Consider the following 21,347-nt stretch of genomic DNA (forward strand, 5'->3'; position numbering starts at 1 on the left):
CGACGAACGCCGATCCGGCGACCGCCCGGCACATCCGGATCATGGGTTCCCCCGGTAACCCGGGGCGCCGCCCGCTCGTTGATCCCGGGTGGCCCCGCCGTGTCGGTGGTCACCACCGGCCAGGGCCGTCCCCGGTGACCCCGGGCAAGCCGTCAGGCTCTGCATCATCCGATCGCCCCCGTCCGGCGAGGTGGCAGCCGTGCCCGAACTACTGACCGAGGTCGCGTCGCCCATGTGGGCGTACCTGGCCCTGCTCGGCCTGCTCGCCGTGGACGCCTTCGTCCCGGTGGTTCCCGCCCAGCTCCTCATGATCACCGGCGGCGCGCTCACCGTCTACGGGGGCCTCAGCCTGCCGGTCACCATCGCGGTCGGTGCGGCCGGCGTCTTCGTCGGGGACCTCGCCTGCTACCTGCTCGGACGTCGTGCGCCGAGGTCCCGGCTGGTGGCCCGGGTTCGGGGCAACCGGCGCCGGCTGCTGCGCACCCGGGAACCCGGCCGGGCCCGGCGGGCCGCCGGGCGGGTCACCGAGGGACTGCGCCGTCCGGGTCCCCTGGTGATCCTGCTCTGCCGTTTCGTGCCCGGCGGCCGGATGGCGGCCTGTTTCTCCGCCGGTCGCCGCCAGTATCCCTACCGGCTGTTCCTGCTCTACGAGTCGGTGGCGGCGCTGGGCTGGGCGGGGTACGGCGCGCTGGTCGGGCACCTGGGCGGTACGGCGCTGACCGGGTCGGCGTGGCGACTGGCCCTGATCGCCGGTGCCGCCGCGGTGGGCTTCGCCGCCGCCGGCTGGGTCATGACCCTGTTCAAGGCCCGCACCGCCACCTCACCGGCCGAGTGACCGCGCGTGGTCATCCAGGCGGCCACGAGTTCCGCATGTGTCATGTCCCTGCGACATTTTCATTTCACAGAGACATGACGCGCTGCGGACCACTCAGCCGCCGGGGATGACAACGGGCGGACAGCCACTCCCGAGGTTGACCTGAAGTCCGCTTGAGCTCCTACCGTCGCGGTGGACGGGGCGATCGGCGCCCCGAGCGATGCGGGGAGGCGCGATGATCCTGGTGACGGGGGCGACCGGCACGGTGGGACGCGAGGTGACGTCGATCCTGTCGGCACGCGGCGCGCCGGTCCGGGCGCTGAGCCGGGATCCCGCGGCGGCCCGACTCCCCGACGGCGTCGAGGTGGTGGCCGGCGACCTCGGCGAACCGGCGACGCTGGCGCCCCACCTCGACGGCGTGGACGCGGTCCTCCTGGTGTGGCCCTTCACCGACTCGGAGACGGCCCGGACGGTGGCACCTGACCTGGCGAAGGGCATCGCGGCCCGGGGAGCCCGGATCGTGTACCTGTCCGCGCCGGGCGCCGCCGACCAACCGGACTCGTTCTGGGCCCTGGTGGAGCGGGCGGTCGCGGGTTCCGGGGCGGAGTGGACCTTCCTGCGACCGGTCGGTTTCGCGGCGAACACCCTGCTGTGGGCGGATCAGGTGCGTGCCGGTGACGTGGTGCGCTGGCCGTACGGAAGGGCCGCCAGGTCGCTGATTCACGAACGGGACCTCGCGGAGGTGGCTGTCGCGGCGCTGACCTCGGACGGACACGCCGGCGCGGTCCACCTGCTCAGCGGGCCGGAGGTGCTGACCCAGGAGGAACAGGTGCGGACCATCGGCCGGGTGCTCGGCCGGGACCTGCGCTGGACGGAGATGCCCCGGGAGGAGGCCCGGAGCATGCTCGCCGAGGCGTTCGCCGATCCCACCTACGCCGACGCGGTGCTCGACGGTTGGGCGGCCTTCAGCCGGCAGCCCGAGCCGGTCACCGACACCGTCGCGCGGATCACCGGTCACCCCGCCCGCACCTACGCCGAATGGGTCGCCGACCACGCCGACGCCTTCCGCTGAGCCCACCACCCGCCCCGAGTGACCGGATCGGTCACTCCAGTTCGTGGAGCATGAGCTGGCGGGCCGCCTCGGTGATCGACCCGGACAGGCTCGGGTAGATGGTGATCGTCTGGGCCAGCTCGTTGACCGTGAGGTTGTTCTCCACCGCCATGGTGATCGGCAGGATCAGCTCGCTGGCCTTCGGCGCGACCACCACGCCACCGATCACCTGTCCGCTGGCCGGGCGGCAGAAGAGCTTCACGAAGCCGTCGGAGACCTCGTCCATCTTGGCCCGGGCGTTGCCACCCAGCGTCAGCATGACCTGCCGGGCGGGCGTCTTGCCGGCGTCCACCTCGTCCTGCGAGACGCCGACGGTGGCCAGCTCCGGGTCGGTGAAGACGTTCGCCGCGACGGTACGCAGCCGCAGCGGCCGGACCGCCTCACCGAGCGCGTGCCACATGGCGATCCGGCCCTGCATGGCGGCGACGCTGGCCAGCGGGAGCACCCCGGTGCAGTCGCCGGCGGCGTAGATGCCGGGAACGTTGGTACGGGAGACCCGGTCGACGGTGACGTAGCCGCCCCGGGCCAGTTCGACGCCGTACTCGGTCAGCCCCAGGTCGGCGGTGTTCGGGATCGAGCCGACCGCGATGAGGGCGTGCGAGCCGGTGACCACCCGGCCGTCGGACAGCTCGACCTCGACGCCGTCGCCGTCGGGGGTGCGCCGGACGGCGTCGGCACGGGAGTTGTTCAGGATGGTCATGCCCCGGCTGCGGAAGACCCGCTCGATGGCCATCGCCGCGTCGGCGTCCTCGTGCGGCATGACCCGGTCCCGGCTGGAGACCAGGGTCACCGGCACGCCGATCGCCAGGTAGGCGCTGGCGAACTCGGCACCGGTGACGCCGGAGCCGACCACGATCAGGTGCTCGGGCAACGCGGGCAGGTCGTACACCTGCCGCCAGGTCAGGATCCGCTCGCCGTCCGGGACGGCGGTGGGGAGCTGGCGCGGCGTGGCCCCGGTGGCGACCAGGACGGTGGACGCGGCGATCGAGTAGTCCGCGCCGCCGTCGGCCGGCGTGACGATCACCCGGTGGGTGTGACCGAGGGTGTCCTCGCCGAGCCGCGCGGTGCCGGCGACGAAGGTCACCCCGGCCTTGACCAGCTTGGCGTGGATGTCGGCGGACTGGGCCAGGGCGAGCCGCTTGACCCGCTCGTTGACCGCGAGGCCATCCACGGTGACCGCCGCCAGACCGTCGGAGTGCACCCCGAACTCCTCGGTGTCCCGGTAGCCGGTGACGACCTGGGAGCTGGCGATGAAGGTCTTCGACGGTACGCAGTCGGACAGCACGCACGCCCCGCCGGCACCCTCGGCCTCCACGACGGTGACGTCGGCGTCCAACTGGGCGGCGACCAGCGCAGCCTCGTAGCCGGCCGGTCCTCCGCCGATGATCACGATCCGGCTCACAGGGCCGTCCTTTCGTTCGCGACTGCGGGGCTCCGCTCCGCTGCACTCCTCGCGCTCACCGCGCTCGCCTCCGACCGATGCTCACAGTGACTTTCTTCTCCCGAACGCGTCCGACACGCACCGTCGTATTCTCCCCCACCCGCCGGGCGGACTATCGTCATCGCCGTGCGTCATTACGCCGCCTACGGCTCAAACCTCGACCCTGCCCGGATGCGTGCCTACTGTCCGCATTCGCCGATGGTGGGCACCGGCTGGCTGGAGGGCTGGCGGCTCACCTTCGCCGGTGAGGACGTCATCGGCTGGGAGGGAGCGGTCAGCACCGTCGTCGAGTCGCCCGGCGACCGGGTGTTCGTGGCGCTCTACGACATCCACCCGTACGACGCCGCCCAGCTCGACGAGATCGAGGGGGTGACCGCCGGCACGTACCGCAAGCTGCACGTCCGGGTCTCCACCCTCGACGGGGACGTCACCGCGTGGGTGTACGTCTTCGACGGGTACGAGGGTGGCCTGCCCACCGCGTGGTACCTGTCGGAGATCGCGAACGCCGCCGAGAAGGCGGGCGCGCCGGACGACTACGTCACCGAGCTGCGGTCCCGCCCCACCAGCACCGCGTCGGCGTAGGGCCTGTCGCACGACCCCCAGTCTGCTCCCGCCCCGCTCGCGACCACTATCCGGGATGGCCGGGCGTCGTCAATCACACACCGCTGGCGGGCACGACCAGCTCGTACATGTCGGTCCAGCGCAGCTCACGCAGCCCGACCGACCGGTAGAGGGTGACCGGGGCGGTCGGGTTGGTCAGGTCGACGCCGAGGCCGGCGGACCCGCGTCCCTTCGCCGCGTACACCGCGAACGCCCGGCGCAGCAGTGCCGCGCCGACGCCGCGCCGCCGGTGGGCGGGCAGCACCGACAGGCTCCGGACGAATCCTTCGTTCTGCTCCAGCGCCTGGTCGGAGGATTGCAGCGCGCCGCCCGGCACGCCGTCGACCTCGGCCACGAACCACTCGTCCCAGGTCGTGCCGTACCCGGGCAACTGCTCGCGCCAGCGGTCGAAACCGACCGGTTCGTAGTCCGGGGTGTCCCGGAACGCGGTGTCGAAGATCCGGTGGAACTCCCGCAGGTCGGCCTCGTCGCCGGGGCGCAGCGGACGCACCGTCACCCCGGCCGGGGGCGGCGGCTCCGGTGTCAGGTCGGCCAGCGGGCGACTCATCCGCACGTACCGCTTCACCCGGGTGAAACCGGCGGCCGCCACCTCCGACGCCCATCCGGTCTCCGGCGCGAAGACCGCGGTCCGGGCGGTGAGCGCGGGCAGCCCCCGCTCGGTGGCCCGCTCGGCGATCCGGTCGAGCATCCGGGCCAGCAGCGGCGCGCGCAGCAGACGACCGCGCTCCGGGTCGACGTAGACCTCGACGTAGTCGCGGCCCACGCCGGTCGGGTTGTCCACGGTCGCCCAGGCCACGATCGTCCCGTCCGGGTCGGTGACCACCCAGGCGTCGCGGGACGGGTCGGTGAACGGCGCGGTCAGCGCCGCCGTCACGTCGGCCGCGTCGAAATCGGGATGACCGACGGCGAAGGTGTCGGCGGCGTGCACGACCGCGAGGATCGCGGGCACGTCGTCCAGGATGGGTCGGCGGGCGGTCCAGCCGGCGGGGAGGGTCACGCGGCGATCCTGGCAGCCCGGCCGCCGGCGCGCCGCCGATTTTCACCGTGGCCCGGCCGGCCCCGGCACGCTCAGACCGGATGGGGAAGCTGGGCGCGGGTGGCGGCGAGCAGGTCCACCAGTTCCCCGCCGCCGGCCGGGCCGAGCGCGGCGAACGCCGAGGCGGTGAGCCGGTCGGTCACCGCCTCCGCCCAGAGCCGGCGGCGGACCAGCGGTCCGACCGGGGGGTACGGCGGCGGCCAGCCGCACGCCAGCGCGCCGGCCTCGCCCTCGGGACCGGTGAGCACCGCCTCCAGCGGGGTCATCCCGCTGGCCCGGACGGCGAGCAGGTGGGCTCCGGCGAAGTGTTCCCGCAGCAGCCGCAGGCCGACGGCCGCGTGGGCTCCGGCGGTGCCGTCGTCCGGCAACGGCATCGCCCGCCAGGCGGCGAAGAGCGGCATCCCGGTCGCGTCGGCGGCGTCGACGGCGCGGCCGAGCAGCGCGGCGAGGCGGTCGACGTCCGGCACCTGGTCCAGGTGCTGCTCCCCCCAGCGGCGGCACTCCTGGAGGGTGGCGGCGGCCACCTCGGCCGGTCGGACGATCCGCAGGGTCGCGTCCCACCCGTCGGCGACCGCGTCCGGCGCGATGAAGCCGAGTGCCGCGGCCACCGTCTCGGCCCGTACGTCACCCAGGGCACCGGCCCGGCCGGCGATGTAGAAGGCCCAGCCGGAGATGCCGAGCAGCCGCGCCCGGCGCAGCGTGGTGGGGCAGCGGGTGAACGCGTCGCCCAGCGCCAGCACCGCGGGTTTACTGGCGGCGGCGACCTGCTCCGGGGTCATCCGCCGATGCCGTCCCGCCCGGCCCGTCCGTCCATGGTCGATCAGTCTGCCGTGCCGGCGTCGGTGCCGGCATCCCCCTCTTCGGCGTCGAGCGCCTCGACGGCCGCCTCGACCTCACCGGCCCGGCGACGGGCCGTGGTCACCGTCCGTTCGGCCGCCCGGCGGGCCAGCTTGGCCCGGCTCAGTTCCTGCTCGGCCACGGCCCGGCGCCGCTCCAGCTCGGCCAGTTCGGCCTCCACGGCGTCCAGGGCGGCCGCGCCGTCACACTCGGCCTCCGCCGCGCCGGCCAGGTCCGCCTCCGCCCGTTCCTGGTCGGTACGCGCCCGCGCCAACTCCTTCTCCAGCGCTCGGCGGCGGCGGGCGCGCTCGGCCCGGGCGGCCCGTTCGGCCTGCTCCGCGCGGAGCGCGGTCCGGTCCGGCCGGCGGGGTTCCGGTGCGGCCGGCGCGTCCTCGTCCGGACCGCCGGTGACCAGGCGCAGGTGCGGCCTGGGCACCTCGCCGAAGCCGGAGTGGCTGACCGCCCGGAGCAGCCGGCCCGACCGGACCTGTTCGGCCACGTCGGTGTCGGCGAGGGCGGCGTTGAGGGTCGCCTCGACCTCGGCCAGCGGCAGCTTCCCGGCCGACGGGGCACCCTCGGTGGCCCGCGCCAGCCGGCGAACCTCGGCGACCAGGGCGGCGACCGCGGCCCGCCGCTGGGCGGAGAGTTCCCGCATCCGGGGGCCGCTCAACTCCCGCTGGGCGGTGCGCAGCGCCTCGGCGAGCTGCACCAGATCGGCGACCAGTTCGGGGCGTTCCAGGGCGAGCAGATTGACCAGCCAGGCGGCCACGGTGGGGCGGCGCAGCCGGGCGATCTCCCGGGCGGCCCGCTGGTCGCCGGCCTGGCGGGCCTCGGCGACCGCCGCGTCGCGTACGGCGACGAACCGGTCCGGTGGCGTGCGGTAGAGCTGCCGCACCAGGTCGGGGGGCGCGTCGGGCATCACGGTCAGGCGTCGACCCGGGTGCCCGGCTCGAGACGGCGGTAGTCGGTGTCGGACAGGCTGGCGAAGTTCCGGTTCAGCACCGCCAGCCCGTTGTCGTTGAGCAGGCCGTCGTGCAACGCGTACGCCCGCCGGGGCGCGACCGCCCGCAGGAAGTCCAGCGACTCGCTGAACTTCGTCCACGGCGCGTGGATCGGCAGCAGGAGCGTGTCCACCCGCACGTCCTCGGGCACGACCAGCGAGTCGCCGGGGTGGTAGACCCGGTCGTCGACCAGGTACGCGAGGTTGTCCACCACCGGGAGGTCCGGATGGATCACGGCGTGCCGTCCGCCGTACGCGCGGATCGGCACGCCGGCGGCGACGAACTCGGCACCGGCCTCGACCGGCTTCAGTTCGGCGGCCAGGCCGTCCAGGCTGGAGGCCAGCGAGGCCGGCCCGTAGACCGGGAACGGGCGGTCGGCGTGCCGCTCGGCCAGGGCCGGCACGTTCACGTGGTCCGGGTGCTCGTGGGTGATCAGGACGGCGTCCGCCCCGTCCAGGGCCTCCGGTTCGCTGAACACGCCCGGGTCGATCACCACCACTCCCCCGTCGTGCTCGATCCGCACGCAGGAGTGGCCGTACTTGGTCAGCCGCATTCGTGACCCCTCGCTTATCGAATCGTGACGTCCTCAGCGCAGTCTGCCGGAACGGACGCGGCACCGCGTCCCGTCTCACCGATCGCCCCGACCCACGGGGCCATCGAGGATCGGAGCGGGGACATGGACGGAACGAAGCGTCGGCGCCGGGGCGTACCGCTGGCGGCGGCCGGGCTGGCGGCGGTGTTCGCGTTGGTCGGGTGTGGCGGGTCGGGCGGGGACGACAGCGCCGTCACGGACAGCGGTGGCCGGCCGGCCGTCGACGCCGAGGCGGGTGCCGAACGGGCCGGCGCGGAACCGGCCGGCGCCGGGCCGGCCGGCGCGGAAAAGCCCGGTGCGGCGGCCGCGGACCTGCGGGTGGACCAGCGTTCCATCGTCTACACCGGGTCGATGCGGGTGCAGGTCCGGGACGTCGACCAGGCGGCCCGGGAAGCGGTCACGCTGGCCACCGCGGCCGGCGGCTTCGTCGGCGGCGACGAGCGGCGCACCGCCGGTGGGGACGCCACCGCCGAGCTGACCCTGCGCGTGCCGGCAGCGAAGTTCAGCGTCGTGGTCGAGGACCTCGCCGGCCTCGGTACGCAGCAGCGGCGGGAGATCAGCACGGAGGACGTCACCGAGGAGACCGTCGACCTGGACGCCCGGATCACCACCCAGCGGGCCCGGGTGGACAACGCCCGCCGGCTGCTGTCCCGCGCCACCTCGATCGGCGACCTGGTGTCGCTGGAGAACGAGCTGGCCCGGCGGGAGGCCGACCTGGCGTCCCTGGAGGCGAAGAAGCGGCGGCTGGCCGACCTGACCGCGCTGTCCACGATCACCGTGTCGCTGGTGGGGCCGGACGCCCGGCCACTGGAGGACGAGACCGAGGCCGGGTTCGTCGCCGGGTTGAAGGGCGGCTGGAAGGTCTTCCTGACCTCGATGACCGTGCTGCTGACCGTGCTCGGCGCGCTCCTGCCGTGGCTGGTCGCGTTCGGCGTACCCCTGGGGGTGCTCTGGTGGTTCCTGCGCCGCCGCCGGCAGCGGCGGCCGACCGTCGGCCTCCCGCCCCTGCCGGCGCAGGTTCCGGGGGCCGCGGCCGGCGCGGCGCCATCGGTGCCGGGGGCACGTTCCGCGCCCTGACGTCGTCCACCAGCGGACCGAAGGTGGCCGTTCGAGGCGACGAACGGCCACCTTCCACTGTGGCGCGTCCACATGGGAACACGCACGGCGACGGTCTGTCATACTTGGCGTAGTGTCCGCTCGCGGAGCGCGGCGTCGATCCCGTCGGAGGGAGCGCCCCCTTGCCGAACGACCGCATCGAGCAGTCCCGGGTCGAGGAGCTGGAGTCCAGGCTCATCACGGTCGCCCTCGTGGTGGCACTGGCGGTCAGCCTCGCCGACAACCTCTTCAACTTCATCGGCAACCAGAACTGGACCACGCCGCTCATCTTCCTGACCATGCTGATCTTCCTCCGCTGGTTGGACGTCACCCGGCGGCGGGTCATGTCGATCGCCACCGGAGCCCCGCTGCGGGTCTACGACTCCTCGTCGGCGTTCTACGGTGAGGCGCTGCACGCGATCTCCCGCAGCTCCAAGTCGGTCTACGCGGTGTTCTCGCACGCCAAGGCCCCGCCCCAGCAGACCGAGGAGTCCCGCCGCTACTACACCGGCACCATCCGGTGGGCCCGCAAGACGCCGGGCAAGCGCTACCTGCACCGGGTCATCCGGCTGCCGTACAGCAGCCCGGACATCCAGGAATGGGTGGATGAGCAGGTGGACCTCGCCGAGAAGATCGAGAACTACCACGTCCGGGTGCTCCGCTACCCGCCGGGGATGGAGCTGGAGGGGGAGAACTTCGCGATCATCGACTCCTCGGTGGTGTTCCTCGGTTTCGCCGTCGACGACCGGGGCGAGCTGCACGGGTTCAGCGTCCGGGACGCCGGGGTGGCGGCAGCGTTCGAACACCACTTCCGGGAGCTGTGGCGGTTGGCCAACGCCAGCCCCACCGCCCCGCCGCAGCAACGCCGCCCGATCGACAACCCGGACGGGATGACCGACCCGCAGAGTCCGGCCCGCGGCGTCTAGCCGGGTCCACGGTGGCGGTCAGCCGGCCGGCACCGCCATCGCGGCGACGTACCGGTCCGGACGTTGCCGCCACGGGCCGGCCCACGCCGCGCGCAGGGCCTCGGCCGGGGGGCGGCCGCTGGCGGCCCACTCGCGGGCCGGATCGAGCAGCCGGAGAACGTCGGGTGACTCACCGCCGGCAGCCACCCGGGCGGCCAGGCCCCGGTCGGCCAGGGCGACGAGCTGGGCGGTCACCTCGCGGACCGGAGCGGCGATGCCGTCCGGCCCACCCTCCGCGGCCTTCAGCGTGATCAGGTCGAGCGCCTCGGTCCGGAACGCCGCGAGTAGGCCGGCCACCTCCCGGCGTACGGCGGGATCCTCGACCAGTCCGACGAAGAGCGCGGGAATCACCCCGAGGTGGTGCCACGCCTGACCGTCCGGCAGCCGCGTCTCCAGCGTGCGGCGCGGGCGGACGGCGGGCCAGAGCTGGGCCAGGTGGGTCTTCCAGTCGGCGAGCGTCGGCATCGTGTCGTCTCCGAAGCCGTCCCGCAGCACCTCCCGGAACGGGCGGTCACCACCGGGGACGTACCCGTCGCCGGAGCGCCGGTAGATCATCGGCAGGTCGGTCAGCACCGCCGTCAACTCGGCCAACGACGACACCTCGTACAGCCGGGCGGTCAGGTGCTGGCACCGGGCGGGATCGATCTTCCGCCAGTACGCCATCCGGTGCGACACCAGCCCGGCCGTGCCCGGGTCGCCCGGGTCGGCCGGCGCCAGGGCCGGTGTGTTCGCCAGGACGGCGGCCAGGAACGGCGAGACGCCCAGCAGCACCCGGAGCTTGTCCAGGTATTCCTCGGCGTCGAGGGCGTCCAGGCTGATCTGGGTGGACAGGGTCAGCCCCATCACCTGGTCGCCGAGCCGGCCACCATCGCCCAGGCCGGCGAAGTAGCGGCGCATGATCTCGGTACGCCCCTTCGGGGCCCACTTGATGCTCCCCGGCCGGTCGAAGGGCAGTTGCCCGCCGGTGAGCACCCGCAGCCCGAGCGGCTCCGCGATCCGGGCCACCTCGACCAGGCACTCCCGGCCCCGGCGCAGGCTCTCGGTCACCGTCGCCACCGGAGCCGACGAATACTCGATCGCGCCCGCCATCTCCAGGGTGAGGGTGCCCCCGTCGGGCAGCGTGAGCCCGACCAGCGCACCGCTCTCCAGGATCGGTTCGCTGTCCAGGCGGTCCAGCAGCGCCTCCAGCAGCGCGCGCGTGCCGGCGGGCTCGTCGTACGACACCGAGCAGCCCGAGTCGGGACGCACCAGCCCGCACTCGACCTCCAGCCCGACCAGCCGGGTGGTCCGGCCGGCGGGAACGAACCACTCGACAAGGTCCGCGAAGTCGAGGCACGACTCGTCGTGCGGGACCAGCCCCTGGGTCATCGGGTATCTCCCACCATCCGGTCCCTCCGGCGTCGGCACGGTGACGAGGACGAGTGTCAGCCCACGTTGAGGGAGGGAGCAGGCTCTGGGCCAGAGATTACCTTCGCCGGGCTCGTTCCCTGGAAGCGCCACGGCGCGCTGACCACCCAGGACCGGATCTGCCGGTCGGTGTCGAGCAGGTCCTTGCGCAGGTCGTACACCAGGTGCCGGGGCGAGTCGGCCGGATCGCCCTGCCGGGTGCCCCGGAACGGCAGCACCGGCAGCAGCAGCGGGTAGTCGATCTGCCCGGTGCCGTTGCCCACGCCGATTTCCTGCTCCAGGAAGTCGCGGATCCCGCTCCGCACGTCCTCGATGTCCTCCAGCCGGGCGAGCCCCGGATCGCCTTCGGTCACGTGGTCACCCAGGTGGTCCACCGGAGGCCGCCGCCAGATGAGCTGGAACGCCGGGCGCTTCGCGGTGAAGCCCCGGTCCCAGGGACGCGGGCTGATCGAGTACACGTCGTACGTGTGGTGGTGGTAGACCGAGCCCTGCTCCCCCATGGCCCGCAGCACGTCGTCGACGGCGGCCAGCCAGGGCAGCAGTTTCTCCTCGCGCAGCCGGAGCCCCTCGCTGAGCTGGTACTCCCGGTAGAGGTCGGCGCTGCCCGCGTACGGGTCCGGGGGCACCTGCTCGTGCAGCGCGACCCGGTTGGCGTCGAGCAGGATCCGGGAGAGGTGGAAGCCGGCGACCGCGACACCGGGGGCGCGACCGGCGACGATGTCGTCCACCAGGTGCCGGTAGATGGCGGCGGTGCCCAGGTCGAGGTTGTCGTGCACCAGCTGCGCCAGCTTGCCGAAGTCCGCCGGGTCGGTGGCGCTGAGCAGGTCGCCGGGCAGTTCGGTGCCGCAGTGCGGCAGGATGTGCAGCTCGCGGACCGGGCCGTCGGTGCTGGCCACGATCGTGCCTCCGCCGACCTGGAGCCACCGGTGGTGCGCCCGCGTCGTGCCCAGGTCCACGTCCAGGTAGGGGTGACCGCAGTCGGAGCAGTCGTGCGCCGCCTGGTGCTTGCGGAACAGGCTGTCGCTGTCCAGGTCGGCCGCCGTCACGCTGGAGTGCACGACCGTTCCTCCTCTGCTGCGAATGCGACCGTCTCGCGTACCCGGGGTGCGTCGACGACGGCGGGGTCGGCCAGCAGCCGAAGGACGTCCTGCGACGTCCATTGTCCGGCGGAGCCGGGCCGGGTGCTGAGGTAGTCGGCGATCCGGCCGGTGTCCCAGCCGTGCGCCTCGGTGAGCCCGGTGGCCAGATGGCGCAGGTAGACCGCGGACGGCTTGCGGAGTTCCACCTCGTGGGTGCGCCAGGGGGAGGTGAAGGTGAACGCCGGCAGCCCGTCGAGGGCGCCGAGGTGCAGCAGGGTCTGGTAGCACCCGGGGCCGAGGGCGAGCCGGCCCCGGCCCATCACGTGGCCCAGGTCGACGTCGTCGCCCGGTTCCAGGCACATCTCCTGCGCCATGATGTCGGAGAACTGGGAGACGGTGAGCCGGTACGCGCGGGCCGGCGTCGTCCCGGGGTGCTCGTGGTCGTAGAAGGCCATGCCGCCGGTCCAGGCCAGCGCCTCCAGGGCGAAGTACACCGTGCCGGGCAGCCGGATCGCCCGGCTGTCGCCGGGCAAGCTCTTGTCCCGGCAGCCCGGGTAGGTGAGCGCGCCGGACGGCGGACGGCCACCGACCAGGTAGTAGGTGAGCCGGCCGAGGCTCATGTTGGAGCCGTAGCAGACGTACCAGATGTGGGTCGGCGGCTGGTCGGAGTCGGCCGGCGTGAGCAGGGTGACCAGGTCCTCGACCTGGTCGGCCAGCCCGTCGCCGCCGAACGTCCGCGGGCTCACCGGGCCACCTCCGGGGCGGCCCCGCCGGGCGTGCGGAACTCCGGCGCGCCGACCACCGCCAGGGCGGTGTACGCCAGGACGCGCACCCCGTGTGCGATCGCCCGTTCGTCGACGTCGAAGCCGGGCTGGTGGGTGTCGCACTGCTCGGTCGTGCCGGGGGGCGCCACCCCGAGCCGGATCATCGCGCCGGGCGCCCGTTCCAGATAGAACGAGAAGTCCTCGCTGCCCATGCTGATCTCGGCCTCGAACACGTTCTCGTGGCCGAGGGCCCGCGCGGCGGCGGCGCCGATCAGGTCCACGGCGTGCTTGTCGTTGACCACCGGCGGGAAGCCCTGGACGTACTCGACCTCGACCTCGGCGCCGGTCCCGCTGAGCAGGTCCGGCACCAACTTCATGATCATGTCACCGGCGTCGTGCCACGCCTCGCGGTTGTGCGAGCGGACGGTGCCCCGGAGGTGTCCACGGGACGGGATGGTGTTGAACGCCTCGCCGGCGTGCACCGCCCCCCACACGACCGACACCGGCCAGCGCGGGTCCATCCGCCGGGCGAGCTGGGCCGGCACGTCGGTGATCAGCCGGCCGAGCAGGTCGACCAGGTCGGTGGTGAGGTGCGGGCGGGCGGTGTGCCCGCCCGGCCCGCCGACCCGGATCTCCAGGGTCGCCGAGGCGGCTGTCAGGGGCCCGGACCGGATACCCACGGCGCCGACCGGGAACTGCGGCGCGCAGTGCACCGCGAAGATCGAGGAGACGCCCTCCATGCCACCGGCCGCGATGACCTCGGGGGCGCCGGAGGGCACCGCCTCCTCGGCCGGCTGGAAGATCAACCGGGCCCGGCCGTGCAGTCGTCCCCGCTCGGCCAGGCGGACCAGGAGCGGGGCGAGGCCGAGCAGGATCGTGGTGTGCACGTCGTGCCCGCAGGCGTGGCAGACGCCCGGCACCGTGGAGCGGTAGGGAACGTCCTTGACGTCGGCCAGCGGCAGGGCGTCCAGGTCGGCGCGGAAGGCGACCAACGGACCCTCGGCGGAGCCGATGTCGCAGACCACGCCGTTGCCCTTGGGCAGCAGCCGGGGGCGCAGACCGAGCGCGGTGAGCTGCCCGGCGACCAGGGTGGCGGTGGAGAACTCGGCGCCGGACAGCTCCGGGTTCGCGTGGATGTGCCGGCGGGTGGCGACGAGGTCCGGCATCCGCCGGGCGAGGAGTTCCTCCAGACCGTCCGGCAGCGGCTCGACGGCGGCCAGGTTCTCCCGCGTGGATGACGCCGGGCCGCCGTTCGGCGGCGGGAACGCAGTCGTCACGTCGGCTACTCGATCACTAGACAGGGGTGGATCTTCCACGACAGCAGACAGACTAGACCCCCGGCGGTGACGCTGGGCAACATCTTTACCGTGATGATCGGACCGCGCAGGGTCACGAATGCCCAGCTCGGGGCGCTCGTCCAACAGCGGGACAGCAGGTAGATCGCGGTCCGACGCCGTCATCCGCCCCACACCTCCTACAACGTGTAACCGATTCGGCGGACGCGAAATACCGCGCACCGACCGGCCCCTCGTTCCGAATTGTCGCATTAGTCTTTTAGGTGAACTGCCACTCCGGCAATTACCCGACCACACTCCGCGACGGCACACCGCAGACGATCACACGTTCGGTCATCGCCCGACCGCACACCGTGTGCGCCGACTCCGCGCGCCGGGAACCCGTCATCCTGCCCGGGTTACCCCCGAGCCAATCCGGCACACGTCGTGGCCGATGGGCCGCGCCGCCCTCCGCGCCGGTCGAGCGGCACCGGCGTCGTCGCACGGCCCGCTCCCCGCGTCCGCACCGCCGATCGGCGACGGGACCTCCCTCGACTGTAGCTCCGCCGGCTCGACCGGCCGCCACCTGCGCAAACAACCAGATCCGTCGGAAGCACGACGGTCACCGGCCCGCCGGAGGGGGTCCGGTGACCGGTGCCGGACGCACCCGGACCAGGGCCTGTGTCGAAGTCCTCGGTCGGGCCGAGGCGGAGTCCAGGCGGCGGTCCGGTGAGGCGGAGATTCGTGCGGATACCGGTGTTGTATCCGCACGAATCTCCAACGCGGCCGGTCGTCGTCTGGGCCCGCCGCAGGCCGGCCAGGGGCTTTGACACAGGCCCTAGAAACGGTCCGTCGGCCGGTACAGCCCCCAGACCTGGCGCAGCGTCCCGCACACCTCGCCCACGGTCGCCCGGGCCCGCAGCGCCTCCTTCATCGGGTACAGCACGTTCTCGGTGCCCTCGGCGGCCGACCGCAACGCGGCCAGGGACCGCTCGACCGCGTCACCGTCCCGCTCGGCGCGCAGCTTCGCCAGCCGCTCGCCCTGGGCCTCCTCGATCGTCGGATCCACCCGCAGCGGCTCGTACGGCTCCTCCTCGTCGACCGCGAAGCGGTTGAGCCCGACCACCACCCGCTCCGCCGAGTCGATCTCCTGGGCGATCCGGTACGCGGACTGCTCGATCTCCCGCTTCTGGAAGCCGGCCTCGATCGCGTCCACCGCCGAGCCGTGGTCGAAGACCCGGTCCATCAGCTCGCCCGCCGCCGCCTCGATCTCGGCGGTCATCGCCTCCACCACGTACGAGCCGGCGAAGGGGTCGACGGTGGCGGTCAGGTCCGTCTCGTACGCCAGCACCTGCTGGGTCCGCAGGGCCAGCCGGGCCGCCTTCTCGGTGGGCAGCGCGATCGCCTCGTCGAAGCTGTTGGTGTGCAGCGACTGGGTGCCGCCGAGCACCGCGCCGAGACCCTGCACCGCCACCCGGACCAGGTTCACCTCCGGCTGCTGGGCGGTGAGCTGCACGCCGGCGGTCTGGGTGTGGAAGCGCAGCATCATCGACTTCGGGTTCTCCGCCCCGAAGTCGTCGCGCATCACCCGGGCCCAGATCCGCCGGGCGGCGCGGAACTTCGCCACCTCCTCCAGCAGGGTGGTCCGGGCGACGAAGAAGAACGACAGCCGGGGCGCGAAGTCGTCCACCGCGAGCCCGGCGGCGAGCGCGGCACGGACGTACTCGATGCCGTTGGCCAGGGTGAACGCGATCTCCTGCGCGGGCGTCGCGCCGGCCTCGGCCATGTGGTAGCCGGAGATGGAGATGGTGTTCCACTTCGGCACCTCGCTCCGGCAGTAACCGAACGTGTCGGCGACCAGCCGCAGCGAGGGCTTCGGCGGGAAGATGTACGTCCCGCGGGCGATGTACTCCTTGAGGATGTCGTTCTGGATCGTGCCGTTCAGCGCCGCCCCGGGTACCCCGTTCTCCTCCGCGACCAGTTGGTAGAGCAGGAGCAGCACCGAGCCGGGAGCGTTGATCGTCATCGAGGTGGAGACCTTGTCCAACGGGATGCCGTCGAAGAGCAGCCGCATGTCCTCGATCGAGTCGATCGCCACACCGACCTTGCCCACCTCGCCGTGCGCGATCGGGTCGTCGGAGTCGTAGCCCATCTGGGTCGGCAGGTCGAAGGCGACCGACAGGCCCATCGTGCCGGCCCGCAGCAGCTGGTGGTAGCGCGCGTTGGACTCGGTGGCGGTGCCGAAGCCGGCGTACTGCCGCATGGTCCACGGACGGGAGGTGTACATGGTGGGATAGACACCACGGGTGTACGGGTACTCGCCCGGGCCGCCCAGCCGTGAGTCCAGCTCCTCGGGCAGGTCGGCCGCCGTGTAGACGCCCTTGATCGGGAAACCGGACTCGCTTGACCGCCGTTCGCTCATCCCCGGATGGTAGCGACGAGGCGTCACACCGACGTGTGAGGGATTCCGCACACTCTGTCCGCGGAGGTGGACCGGAGGTGAGCGATCGGGCACGGATCGTCGAGTTCGGTAAACGCCCGCCGCGTCGGCTTTCGTTCCGGGCGTCGGAACCAGCAAGATAGGGGGGTTGTGTCCCAGCCCCCTCGATTTCCCCCCGGTGGCTTTTCTGTGACTCAGATCCCGACGTGGAGCGGCGGACCTGCCAGTCCCCCCAATGGACGCGCGACCCCCGGCACCACCATCGGTGGTCGCTACTCGTTGCGCTCGTCCGTGGGCAACGGCGGCATGGGCACGGTCTGGCGCGCGACAGACACCCTGCTGCGCCGTGACGTGGCGGTCAAGGAGGTCGTGCTGCCGCCGGGCCTCGCCCCGAGCGACCGCGACGCGATGTACGAACGCACCCTGCGCGAGGCGCGCGCCGCCGCCGCGATCCAGCACCCGGCCGTGGTGCAGGTGTACGACGTGGTCACCGAGGGTGGCCGGCCCTGGATCGTGATGGAGCTGCTGGACGCGCGCAGCCTCGCCGACATGGTGATCGAGGACGGGCCGGTCGCGCAACGGGTGGTGGCCAAGATCGGCATCGCGCTGTTGGGCGCCCTGGAGGTGGCGCACGCGATCGGGGTGCTGCACCGCGACGTCAAGCCGGCCAACGTGCTGATCTGCTCCGACGGCCGGTGCGTGCTGACCGACTTCGGCGTCGCCCGGATGCCGACCGACGTGCAGCTCACCACGCCGGGAATGGTGCTCGGCTCACCGCACTTCATCTCCCCCGAGCGGGCGATGGGGCAGGACTTCGGGCCCCCCAGCGACCTGTTCTCCCTCGGCGTGACGCTCTACACGGCGGTGGAGGGCCGGCCCCCGTTCGACAAGGGCGACCCGATCGAGACCATGCACGCCGTGGTCGAGGACCCGCCGGCCACGCCGCAGCGCAGCGGTCCGCTGACCCGGGTGCTGATGGGCCTGTTGGAGAAGGACCCGGCCCGCCGGCTGGACGTGCACACCGCCCGTGCCATGCTCCGTGAGCTGCTCGCCGGCCCGCTGACCAGCACCGCCGCCGCGGTGAACTCGGTGACCGACCCGTACTCGGTGGTGCCGGTGCAGCGGCCGGAGCCGACCCCGCCCCCGGCCGCGCCGGAGCCCAAGCCGGGCGGGCAGATCGGCGGGCGGGCGATGCTCGACCCGGAGGAGTCGCTGACCGACCGGCTGGCGGCGCTGCGCCGGGGCGAGCGACGCAAGGCGGTCGCACCGAGCGCCGGCGCGATGGACGACACCAGCGCCGACGCGCTGGCGGGGCCACTGCACACGCCCACCGGCGCGATGCCGGCCCCGGCGACACCGGTCGCCCGCACCTACGGCGGTGCGGACGCCACCCAGCGGATCGGCGGGGGCGCGGACCCCACCCAGCAGATCCGGGCCGGCCAGCCGGGCCCGTACGGCCAGCCGGAGGCCACCCAGCGCATCGGCGGCGGGTACGGCGGCGCCCAGTGGTCGGTGCCCGGCACCGGCCAGGCGTGGACGGCACCCGCCGCCGCGCCGGCCCCGGGTGGTGCCGGCGGCGGGGCGGTCGACCGGCTGCGCGACACCGGCGGTCGACTGGTCACCACGGTCAAGGGCTGGCCGCGCAAGGTCCAGCTGGCCGCGGCCGGCGGCCTGGCCGCCCTGCTGCTGATCGCCTCGATCGCCATGCTCGGCGACGGCGACGACCCGCAGCCGACCGCACCGCAGGCCGCGCCCACCACCGAAGCCCCCGCCGGCGAGGTGCCGGAGATGGTGGAGCACTCCGCCCGAGGCGTCCAGGTGATGGTGCCGAAGGGCTGGAAGAAGGCCACCGGAGGCTCGTACACCGACTACACCGACCCCGAGGACAGCGGCCGGCGAGTCCGGATCATCACCGAGAAGTGGTCCACCACCTCGGCCCGCTGGGTGGAGACCGCCGAGAACGGGCTCAAGTCCCGCACCAGCTCCTGCCCGAGGCCGTACGAGCAGGTCGCCTCGACGACCGAGGACCTCGAGCTCGCCGGCAAGGAGGCGGCGGAGTTCGAGTACACCTGCGGCGAGGGCGACAGCAAGCGGCACGGCGTGTGGCGGGGTGTGGTGCACGACGGCAAGGCGTACTCCTTCTACCTCACCTCCACCGACGCCAGGTTCGCGCAGAGCCGGCCCATCTTCGACGAGATGGTGAAGTCCTTCCAGCTCACCGATGCCGGCTGAGTCGAGGGCGAGCGGACCGGGGTGTCCGCCGGCGTGCTATCAAGAGGCATGCCGGCGGACACCACTGACACCGACCACCTTCGCGACCAGGCCCGACGGTGGCTCGCGGACGACCCCGACCCGGCCAGCCGGGAGGAGCTTCGCGCGGTCCTGGACCAGCTGCCGGCGAGCACCCCGGAGCTGGCGGACCGCTTCGCCGGCCCGCTGACCTTCGGCACCGCCGGCCTGCGCGGCCCGCTGCGGGCCGGCCCGAACGGGATGAACCTCGCCGTGGTCACCCAGGCGGCCGCCGGGCTCGTCGGCTGGCTCGCCGCCCAGGGCGGTTCCGGTCCGCTGGTCATCGGGTACGACGCCCGGCGCGGCTCGCGGGAGTTCGCCGAGCGCACCGCACAGGTGGCCACCGGGGCGGGACGGCCGGCGGTGCTGCTGCCCGGGCCGCTGCCCACGCCGGTGCTCGCGTACGCGGTGCGGGAGCTGGGCGCGGTGGCCGGCGTGATGGTGACCGCCAGCCACAACCCGCCGCAGGACAACGGCTACAAGGTCTACCTCGGCGCGGAACTGGGTGGGGAACTCGGTGCGGGCGCGCAGATCGTGCCGCCCGCCGACGCCGGCATCGAGGCCGCGATCCGGGCGGTCGGCGCGCTGGCCGACGTGCCGCTCGGGCCGCCCGGCGAGGTGCTCGGCGACGACCTGGTCACCTCCTACGTGGAGCGCGCCGTCGCGGTGATCGACCCGGCCGGCCCGCGGGACCTGAACGTGGCGTACACGCCGCTGCACGGGGTGGGCGCGGTGGTGCTCACCGCCGCCTTCGTGCGGGCCGGCTTCCCGGTCCCCGGGGTGGTTCCCGAGCAGGCGGAACCGGACCCGGCGTTCCCCACCGTCTCCTTCCCCAACCCGGAGGAGCCGGGGGCGGTGGACCGCCTGGTGGCCCTCGCCGAGAGCACCGGCGCCGACATCGCCATCGCCAACGACCCGGACGCCGACCGCTGCGCGGTGGCGGTACGCCGGACCGACCGGGCGGCCAGCGCCTCCGGCGAGGTCGCCGGCCCGGACGACGGCGATCCGACCGGTCCCGGCTGGCGGATGCTGCGCGGCGACGAGGTGGGCGTGCTGCTCGCCGACCACCTGATGCGGCGCGGGGTCACCGGCCTGTACGCCACCACGATCGTGTCGTCGTCCCTGCTGCGGGCGATGTGCGAAGCCCGGGGCCTGCCGTACGACGAGACGCTCACCGGGTTCAAGTGGATCGTCCGGGCCGGCGGTGGGGCCGAACCGCTGGTCTTCGGCTACGAGGAGGCGCTGGGCTACTGCGTCGCCCCGGACCACGTACGCGACAAGGACGGCATCACCGCGGCGCTGACCGTGGCCGAGCTGGCCGCCGGCCTGAAGGCACGGGGCCGCACCCTCACCGACCGGCTGGACGAGCTGGCCGCCGAGTTCGGCGTGCACCTGACCGACCAGCTCTCGGTGCGGGTGGACGACCTGCGGGTGATCACCGAGGCGATGGCCCAGATCCGCGCCGCCACCCCGACCGCCCTGCTCGGTCAGCCGGTCACCGAGGCCCGCGACCTGCTGCCCGAGGCCGACGTGGTGATCCTGCGTACCGGAGCCGCCCGGGTGGTGATCCGCCCGTCCGGCACCGAGCCGAAGCTCAAGGCGTACCTGGAGTTGGTGGAGCCGGTCGCGGACGGCGACGTGGCCGCGGCCCGCACCCGCGCGGCAGCCGCCGTCGCCACCCTGCGCGCCGAGATCGCCACCGCCCTCGGCATGTAAGGAAGGGCCCCTTATTAACGCCTCGTCTAGAGGAAGGGCCCCCTCTTAACACCTTGTGTCCGGCACCGCGGTGACGCGTGTTAACAAGGGGCCCTTCCTCTACCGCAGGCGTTAATAAGGGGCCCTTCCTTACACCTCATGGGCGGCGGCCGAGGGCGGCGTCGACGGCGTGGCCCAGGGTCGCGACCACCAGGCCGACCGACGGGCGGACCACCGAGTCCTCCAGGCCGACGGTGCCGGAGAAGCCCGCACCGGAGGCGATCTCCTCCAGCCGGCGTCGGGCGTCCGTGGCGGCCTCGCCGCTGACCCCGAGCGCCCCCTCCATCCGCAGCACCGCGACCAGGGTCGCCAGCGCTGCGGTCCGCTCGTCCGGCGCCGCCGCACCGGCGAGCGCGTCGGCGAGGCGCTGCCGGGTGTCCGCCTCCACCGACGGATCCACCACCGGGTAGCGGTGCACGTGGATGAAGCCCAGTTCGGTCTCGTCGACGTCCCGCACGACGCCCTGCGCGCACAGGTCACCGAGGATCCGGTCGCGCAGGCCGTGCCGCAGCCGCTGCACCCAGGACGACGGGCTGTGCGGCGTGTCGCTCACGATCCGGGCCAGGACCTCGTCGGTGAGCGGCTCGCCGGTGGGCGTCGGGTCGACCGCCGCGAGGTTGCCCTCGGCGTACGCGATCCGTCCGGCCAGGGCCAGCTCGATCAGCACCGCCGCGGCCATGCCGAGGTCGAGGCTGATCCGCGGCATGGTCGCCTTGCCGGTCTCGTCGTCGTAGGCGAGGAGAAGCAGCTCTTCGGCGAGCGGAACACCAGTCATGGCCCGGAACGGTAGCGCCTGCGCGCACCCCGCGCACGGACTCCTCAGGTA

At 73.3% G+C, this 21,347-nt stretch carries 18 protein-coding genes; 7 read left to right on the forward strand and 11 right to left on the reverse strand.

What is annotated here, in order from left to right; genetic code table 11:
* Nucleotides 1–199: 199 nt before the first annotated feature.
* Together D7223_RS20700 and D7223_RS20705 are read left to right on the forward strand one after the other, a co-directional pair.
* The gene (locus tag D7223_RS20700; RefSeq protein ID WP_120730061.1) at nucleotides 200–835 is read left to right on the forward strand and encodes a DedA family protein; all 636 of its coding nucleotides are present in this window, start codon (nucleotides 200–202) and stop codon (nucleotides 833–835) included.
* Between the two features lie 214 nt (nucleotides 836–1,049).
* A complete protein-coding gene (locus tag D7223_RS20705; RefSeq protein WP_120730062.1) occupies nucleotides 1,050–1,886 on the forward strand; it encodes an NAD(P)H-binding protein in 837 nt (278 codons plus the stop codon).
* A gap of 31 nt (nucleotides 1,887–1,917) precedes the next feature.
* On the opposite strand, the gene D7223_RS20710 is transcribed toward D7223_RS20705, so the two are convergent.
* Nucleotides 1,918–3,327 carry an NAD(P)H-quinone dehydrogenase gene (locus tag D7223_RS20710; RefSeq protein ID WP_120730063.1) on the reverse strand — a complete coding sequence of 470 codons (1,410 nt, stop codon included), beginning with the start codon at nucleotides 3,325–3,327 and terminating at the stop codon, nucleotides 1,918–1,920.
* A 165-nt stretch (nucleotides 3,328–3,492) separates the two neighbouring features.
* On the opposite strand from D7223_RS20710, the gene D7223_RS20715 reads away from it, so the two are divergent.
* Entirely contained in the window at nucleotides 3,493–3,948 is a 456-nt protein-coding gene (locus D7223_RS20715) for a gamma-glutamylcyclotransferase (protein WP_120730064.1), read from the forward strand.
* Nucleotides 3,949–4,021: 73 nt separating this feature from the next.
* Here the strand turns inward: D7223_RS20715 and D7223_RS20720 are convergent, their stop codons facing one another.
* From D7223_RS20720 to D7223_RS20735, 4 genes are all read right to left on the reverse strand, one after another.
* A complete protein-coding gene (locus D7223_RS20720) occupies nucleotides 4,022–4,984 on the reverse strand; it encodes a GNAT family N-acetyltransferase (RefSeq protein WP_120730065.1) in 963 nt (320 codons plus the stop codon).
* Between the two features lie 71 nt (nucleotides 4,985–5,055).
* Nucleotides 5,056–5,802, reverse strand: a complete 747-nt coding sequence (locus D7223_RS20725) for an SCO6745 family protein (RefSeq protein WP_120730066.1) — start codon at nucleotides 5,800–5,802, stop codon at nucleotides 5,056–5,058.
* A gap of 41 nt (nucleotides 5,803–5,843) precedes the next feature.
* Nucleotides 5,844–6,779 (reverse strand): hypothetical protein, encoded by a 936-nt coding sequence (locus D7223_RS20730; RefSeq protein WP_120730199.1) that lies wholly within the window; start codon nucleotides 6,777–6,779, stop codon nucleotides 5,844–5,846.
* Nucleotides 6,780–6,784: 5 nt separating this feature from the next.
* Complete coding sequence (locus D7223_RS20735) at nucleotides 6,785–7,414, reverse strand: MBL fold metallo-hydrolase (RefSeq protein WP_120730067.1); 630 nt, start codon at nucleotides 7,412–7,414, stop codon at nucleotides 6,785–6,787.
* A gap of 123 nt (nucleotides 7,415–7,537) precedes the next feature.
* On the opposite strand from D7223_RS20735, the gene D7223_RS20740 reads away from it, so the two are divergent.
* Nucleotides 7,538–8,530, forward strand: coding sequence for a DUF4349 domain-containing protein (locus D7223_RS20740; protein ID WP_120730068.1), 993 nt, complete (start codon nucleotides 7,538–7,540; stop codon nucleotides 8,528–8,530).
* 161 nt (nucleotides 8,531–8,691) lie between these two features.
* Nucleotides 8,692–9,474, forward strand: coding sequence for a hypothetical protein (locus D7223_RS20745; RefSeq protein ID WP_120730069.1), 783 nt, complete (start codon nucleotides 8,692–8,694; stop codon nucleotides 9,472–9,474).
* Nucleotides 9,475–9,492: 18 nt separating this feature from the next.
* Here the strand turns inward: D7223_RS20745 and D7223_RS20750 are convergent, their stop codons facing one another.
* From D7223_RS20750 to D7223_RS20770, 5 genes are all read right to left on the reverse strand, one after another.
* Complete coding sequence (locus D7223_RS20750) at nucleotides 9,493–10,881, reverse strand: glutamate-cysteine ligase family protein (protein WP_120730070.1); 1,389 nt, start codon at nucleotides 10,879–10,881, stop codon at nucleotides 9,493–9,495.
* 56 nt (nucleotides 10,882–10,937) lie between these two features.
* Nucleotides 10,938–11,978, reverse strand: a complete 1,041-nt coding sequence (locus D7223_RS20755) for a hypothetical protein (protein WP_120730071.1) — start codon at nucleotides 11,976–11,978, stop codon at nucleotides 10,938–10,940.
* Nucleotides 11,963–12,745 (reverse strand): histone deacetylase, encoded by a 783-nt coding sequence (locus D7223_RS20760; protein WP_202864679.1) that lies wholly within the window; start codon nucleotides 12,743–12,745, stop codon nucleotides 11,963–11,965. Before D7223_RS20760 ends, D7223_RS20755 begins: the two co-directional genes overlap by 16 nt.
* Nucleotides 12,742–14,223: an amidohydrolase gene (locus tag D7223_RS20765; RefSeq protein WP_120730072.1), complete on the reverse strand. Its 1,482-nt coding sequence runs from the start codon at nucleotides 14,221–14,223 to the stop codon at nucleotides 12,742–12,744. Before D7223_RS20765 ends, D7223_RS20760 begins: the two co-directional genes overlap by 4 nt.
* Before the next feature lie 652 nt (nucleotides 14,224–14,875).
* Nucleotides 14,876–16,459 carry an acyl-CoA mutase large subunit family protein gene (locus D7223_RS20770; protein WP_120730073.1) on the reverse strand — a complete coding sequence of 528 codons (1,584 nt, stop codon included), beginning with the start codon at nucleotides 16,457–16,459 and terminating at the stop codon, nucleotides 14,876–14,878.
* A 207-nt stretch (nucleotides 16,460–16,666) separates the two neighbouring features.
* Here D7223_RS20770 and D7223_RS20775 point away from each other — a divergent pair, with 207 nt between their 5' ends.
* The gene (locus D7223_RS20775) at nucleotides 16,667–18,709 is read left to right on the forward strand and encodes a serine/threonine-protein kinase (protein WP_120730074.1); all 2,043 of its coding nucleotides are present in this window, start codon (nucleotides 16,667–16,669) and stop codon (nucleotides 18,707–18,709) included.
* A 48-nt stretch (nucleotides 18,710–18,757) separates the two neighbouring features.
* On the forward strand, nucleotides 18,758–20,482 hold the full coding sequence (locus tag D7223_RS20780) for a phospho-sugar mutase (protein WP_120730075.1): 1,725 nt from the start codon (nucleotides 18,758–18,760) through the stop codon (nucleotides 20,480–20,482).
* Nucleotides 20,483–20,618: 136 nt separating this feature from the next.
* Here D7223_RS20780 and D7223_RS20785 read toward each other — a convergent pair whose 3' ends face one another.
* A complete protein-coding gene (locus D7223_RS20785) occupies nucleotides 20,619–21,296 on the reverse strand; it encodes a GOLPH3/VPS74 family protein (RefSeq protein ID WP_120730076.1) in 678 nt (225 codons plus the stop codon).
* Between the last annotated feature and the right edge of the window lie 51 nt (nucleotides 21,297–21,347).

This window comes from Micromonospora endolithica, assembly GCF_003626595.1.
In the GTDB taxonomy this organism is placed as follows: domain Bacteria; phylum Actinomycetota; class Actinomycetes; order Mycobacteriales; family Micromonosporaceae; genus Micromonospora; species Micromonospora endolithica.

Coding starts and splice junctions, on each gene's coding strand:
- D7223_RS20705 (WP_120730062.1), top strand. CDS start 1,050: ATGATCCTGGTGACGGGGGCGACCGGCACGGTGGGACGCGAGGTGACG.
- D7223_RS20725 (WP_120730066.1), bottom strand. CDS start 5,802: ATGACCCCGGAGCAGGTCGCCGCCGCCAGTAAACCCGCGGTGCTGGCG.
- D7223_RS20730 (WP_120730199.1), bottom strand. CDS start 6,779: ATGCCCGACGCGCCCCCCGACCTGGTGCGGCAGCTCTACCGCACGCCA.
- D7223_RS20735 (WP_120730067.1), bottom strand. CDS start 7,414: ATGCGGCTGACCAAGTACGGCCACTCCTGCGTGCGGATCGAGCACGAC.
- D7223_RS20740 (WP_120730068.1), top strand. CDS start 7,538: ATGGACGGAACGAAGCGTCGGCGCCGGGGCGTACCGCTGGCGGCGGCC.
- D7223_RS20750 (WP_120730070.1), bottom strand. CDS start 10,881: ATGACCCAGGGGCTGGTCCCGCACGACGAGTCGTGCCTCGACTTCGCG.
- D7223_RS20765 (WP_120730072.1), bottom strand. CDS start 14,223: ATGACGGCGTCGGACCGCGATCTACCTGCTGTCCCGCTGTTGGACGAG.
- D7223_RS20770 (WP_120730073.1), bottom strand. CDS start 16,459: ATGAGCGAACGGCGGTCAAGCGAGTCCGGTTTCCCGATCAAGGGCGTC.
- D7223_RS20780 (WP_120730075.1), top strand. CDS start 18,758: ATGCCGGCGGACACCACTGACACCGACCACCTTCGCGACCAGGCCCGA.
- D7223_RS20785 (WP_120730076.1), bottom strand. CDS start 21,296: ATGACTGGTGTTCCGCTCGCCGAAGAGCTGCTTCTCCTCGCCTACGAC.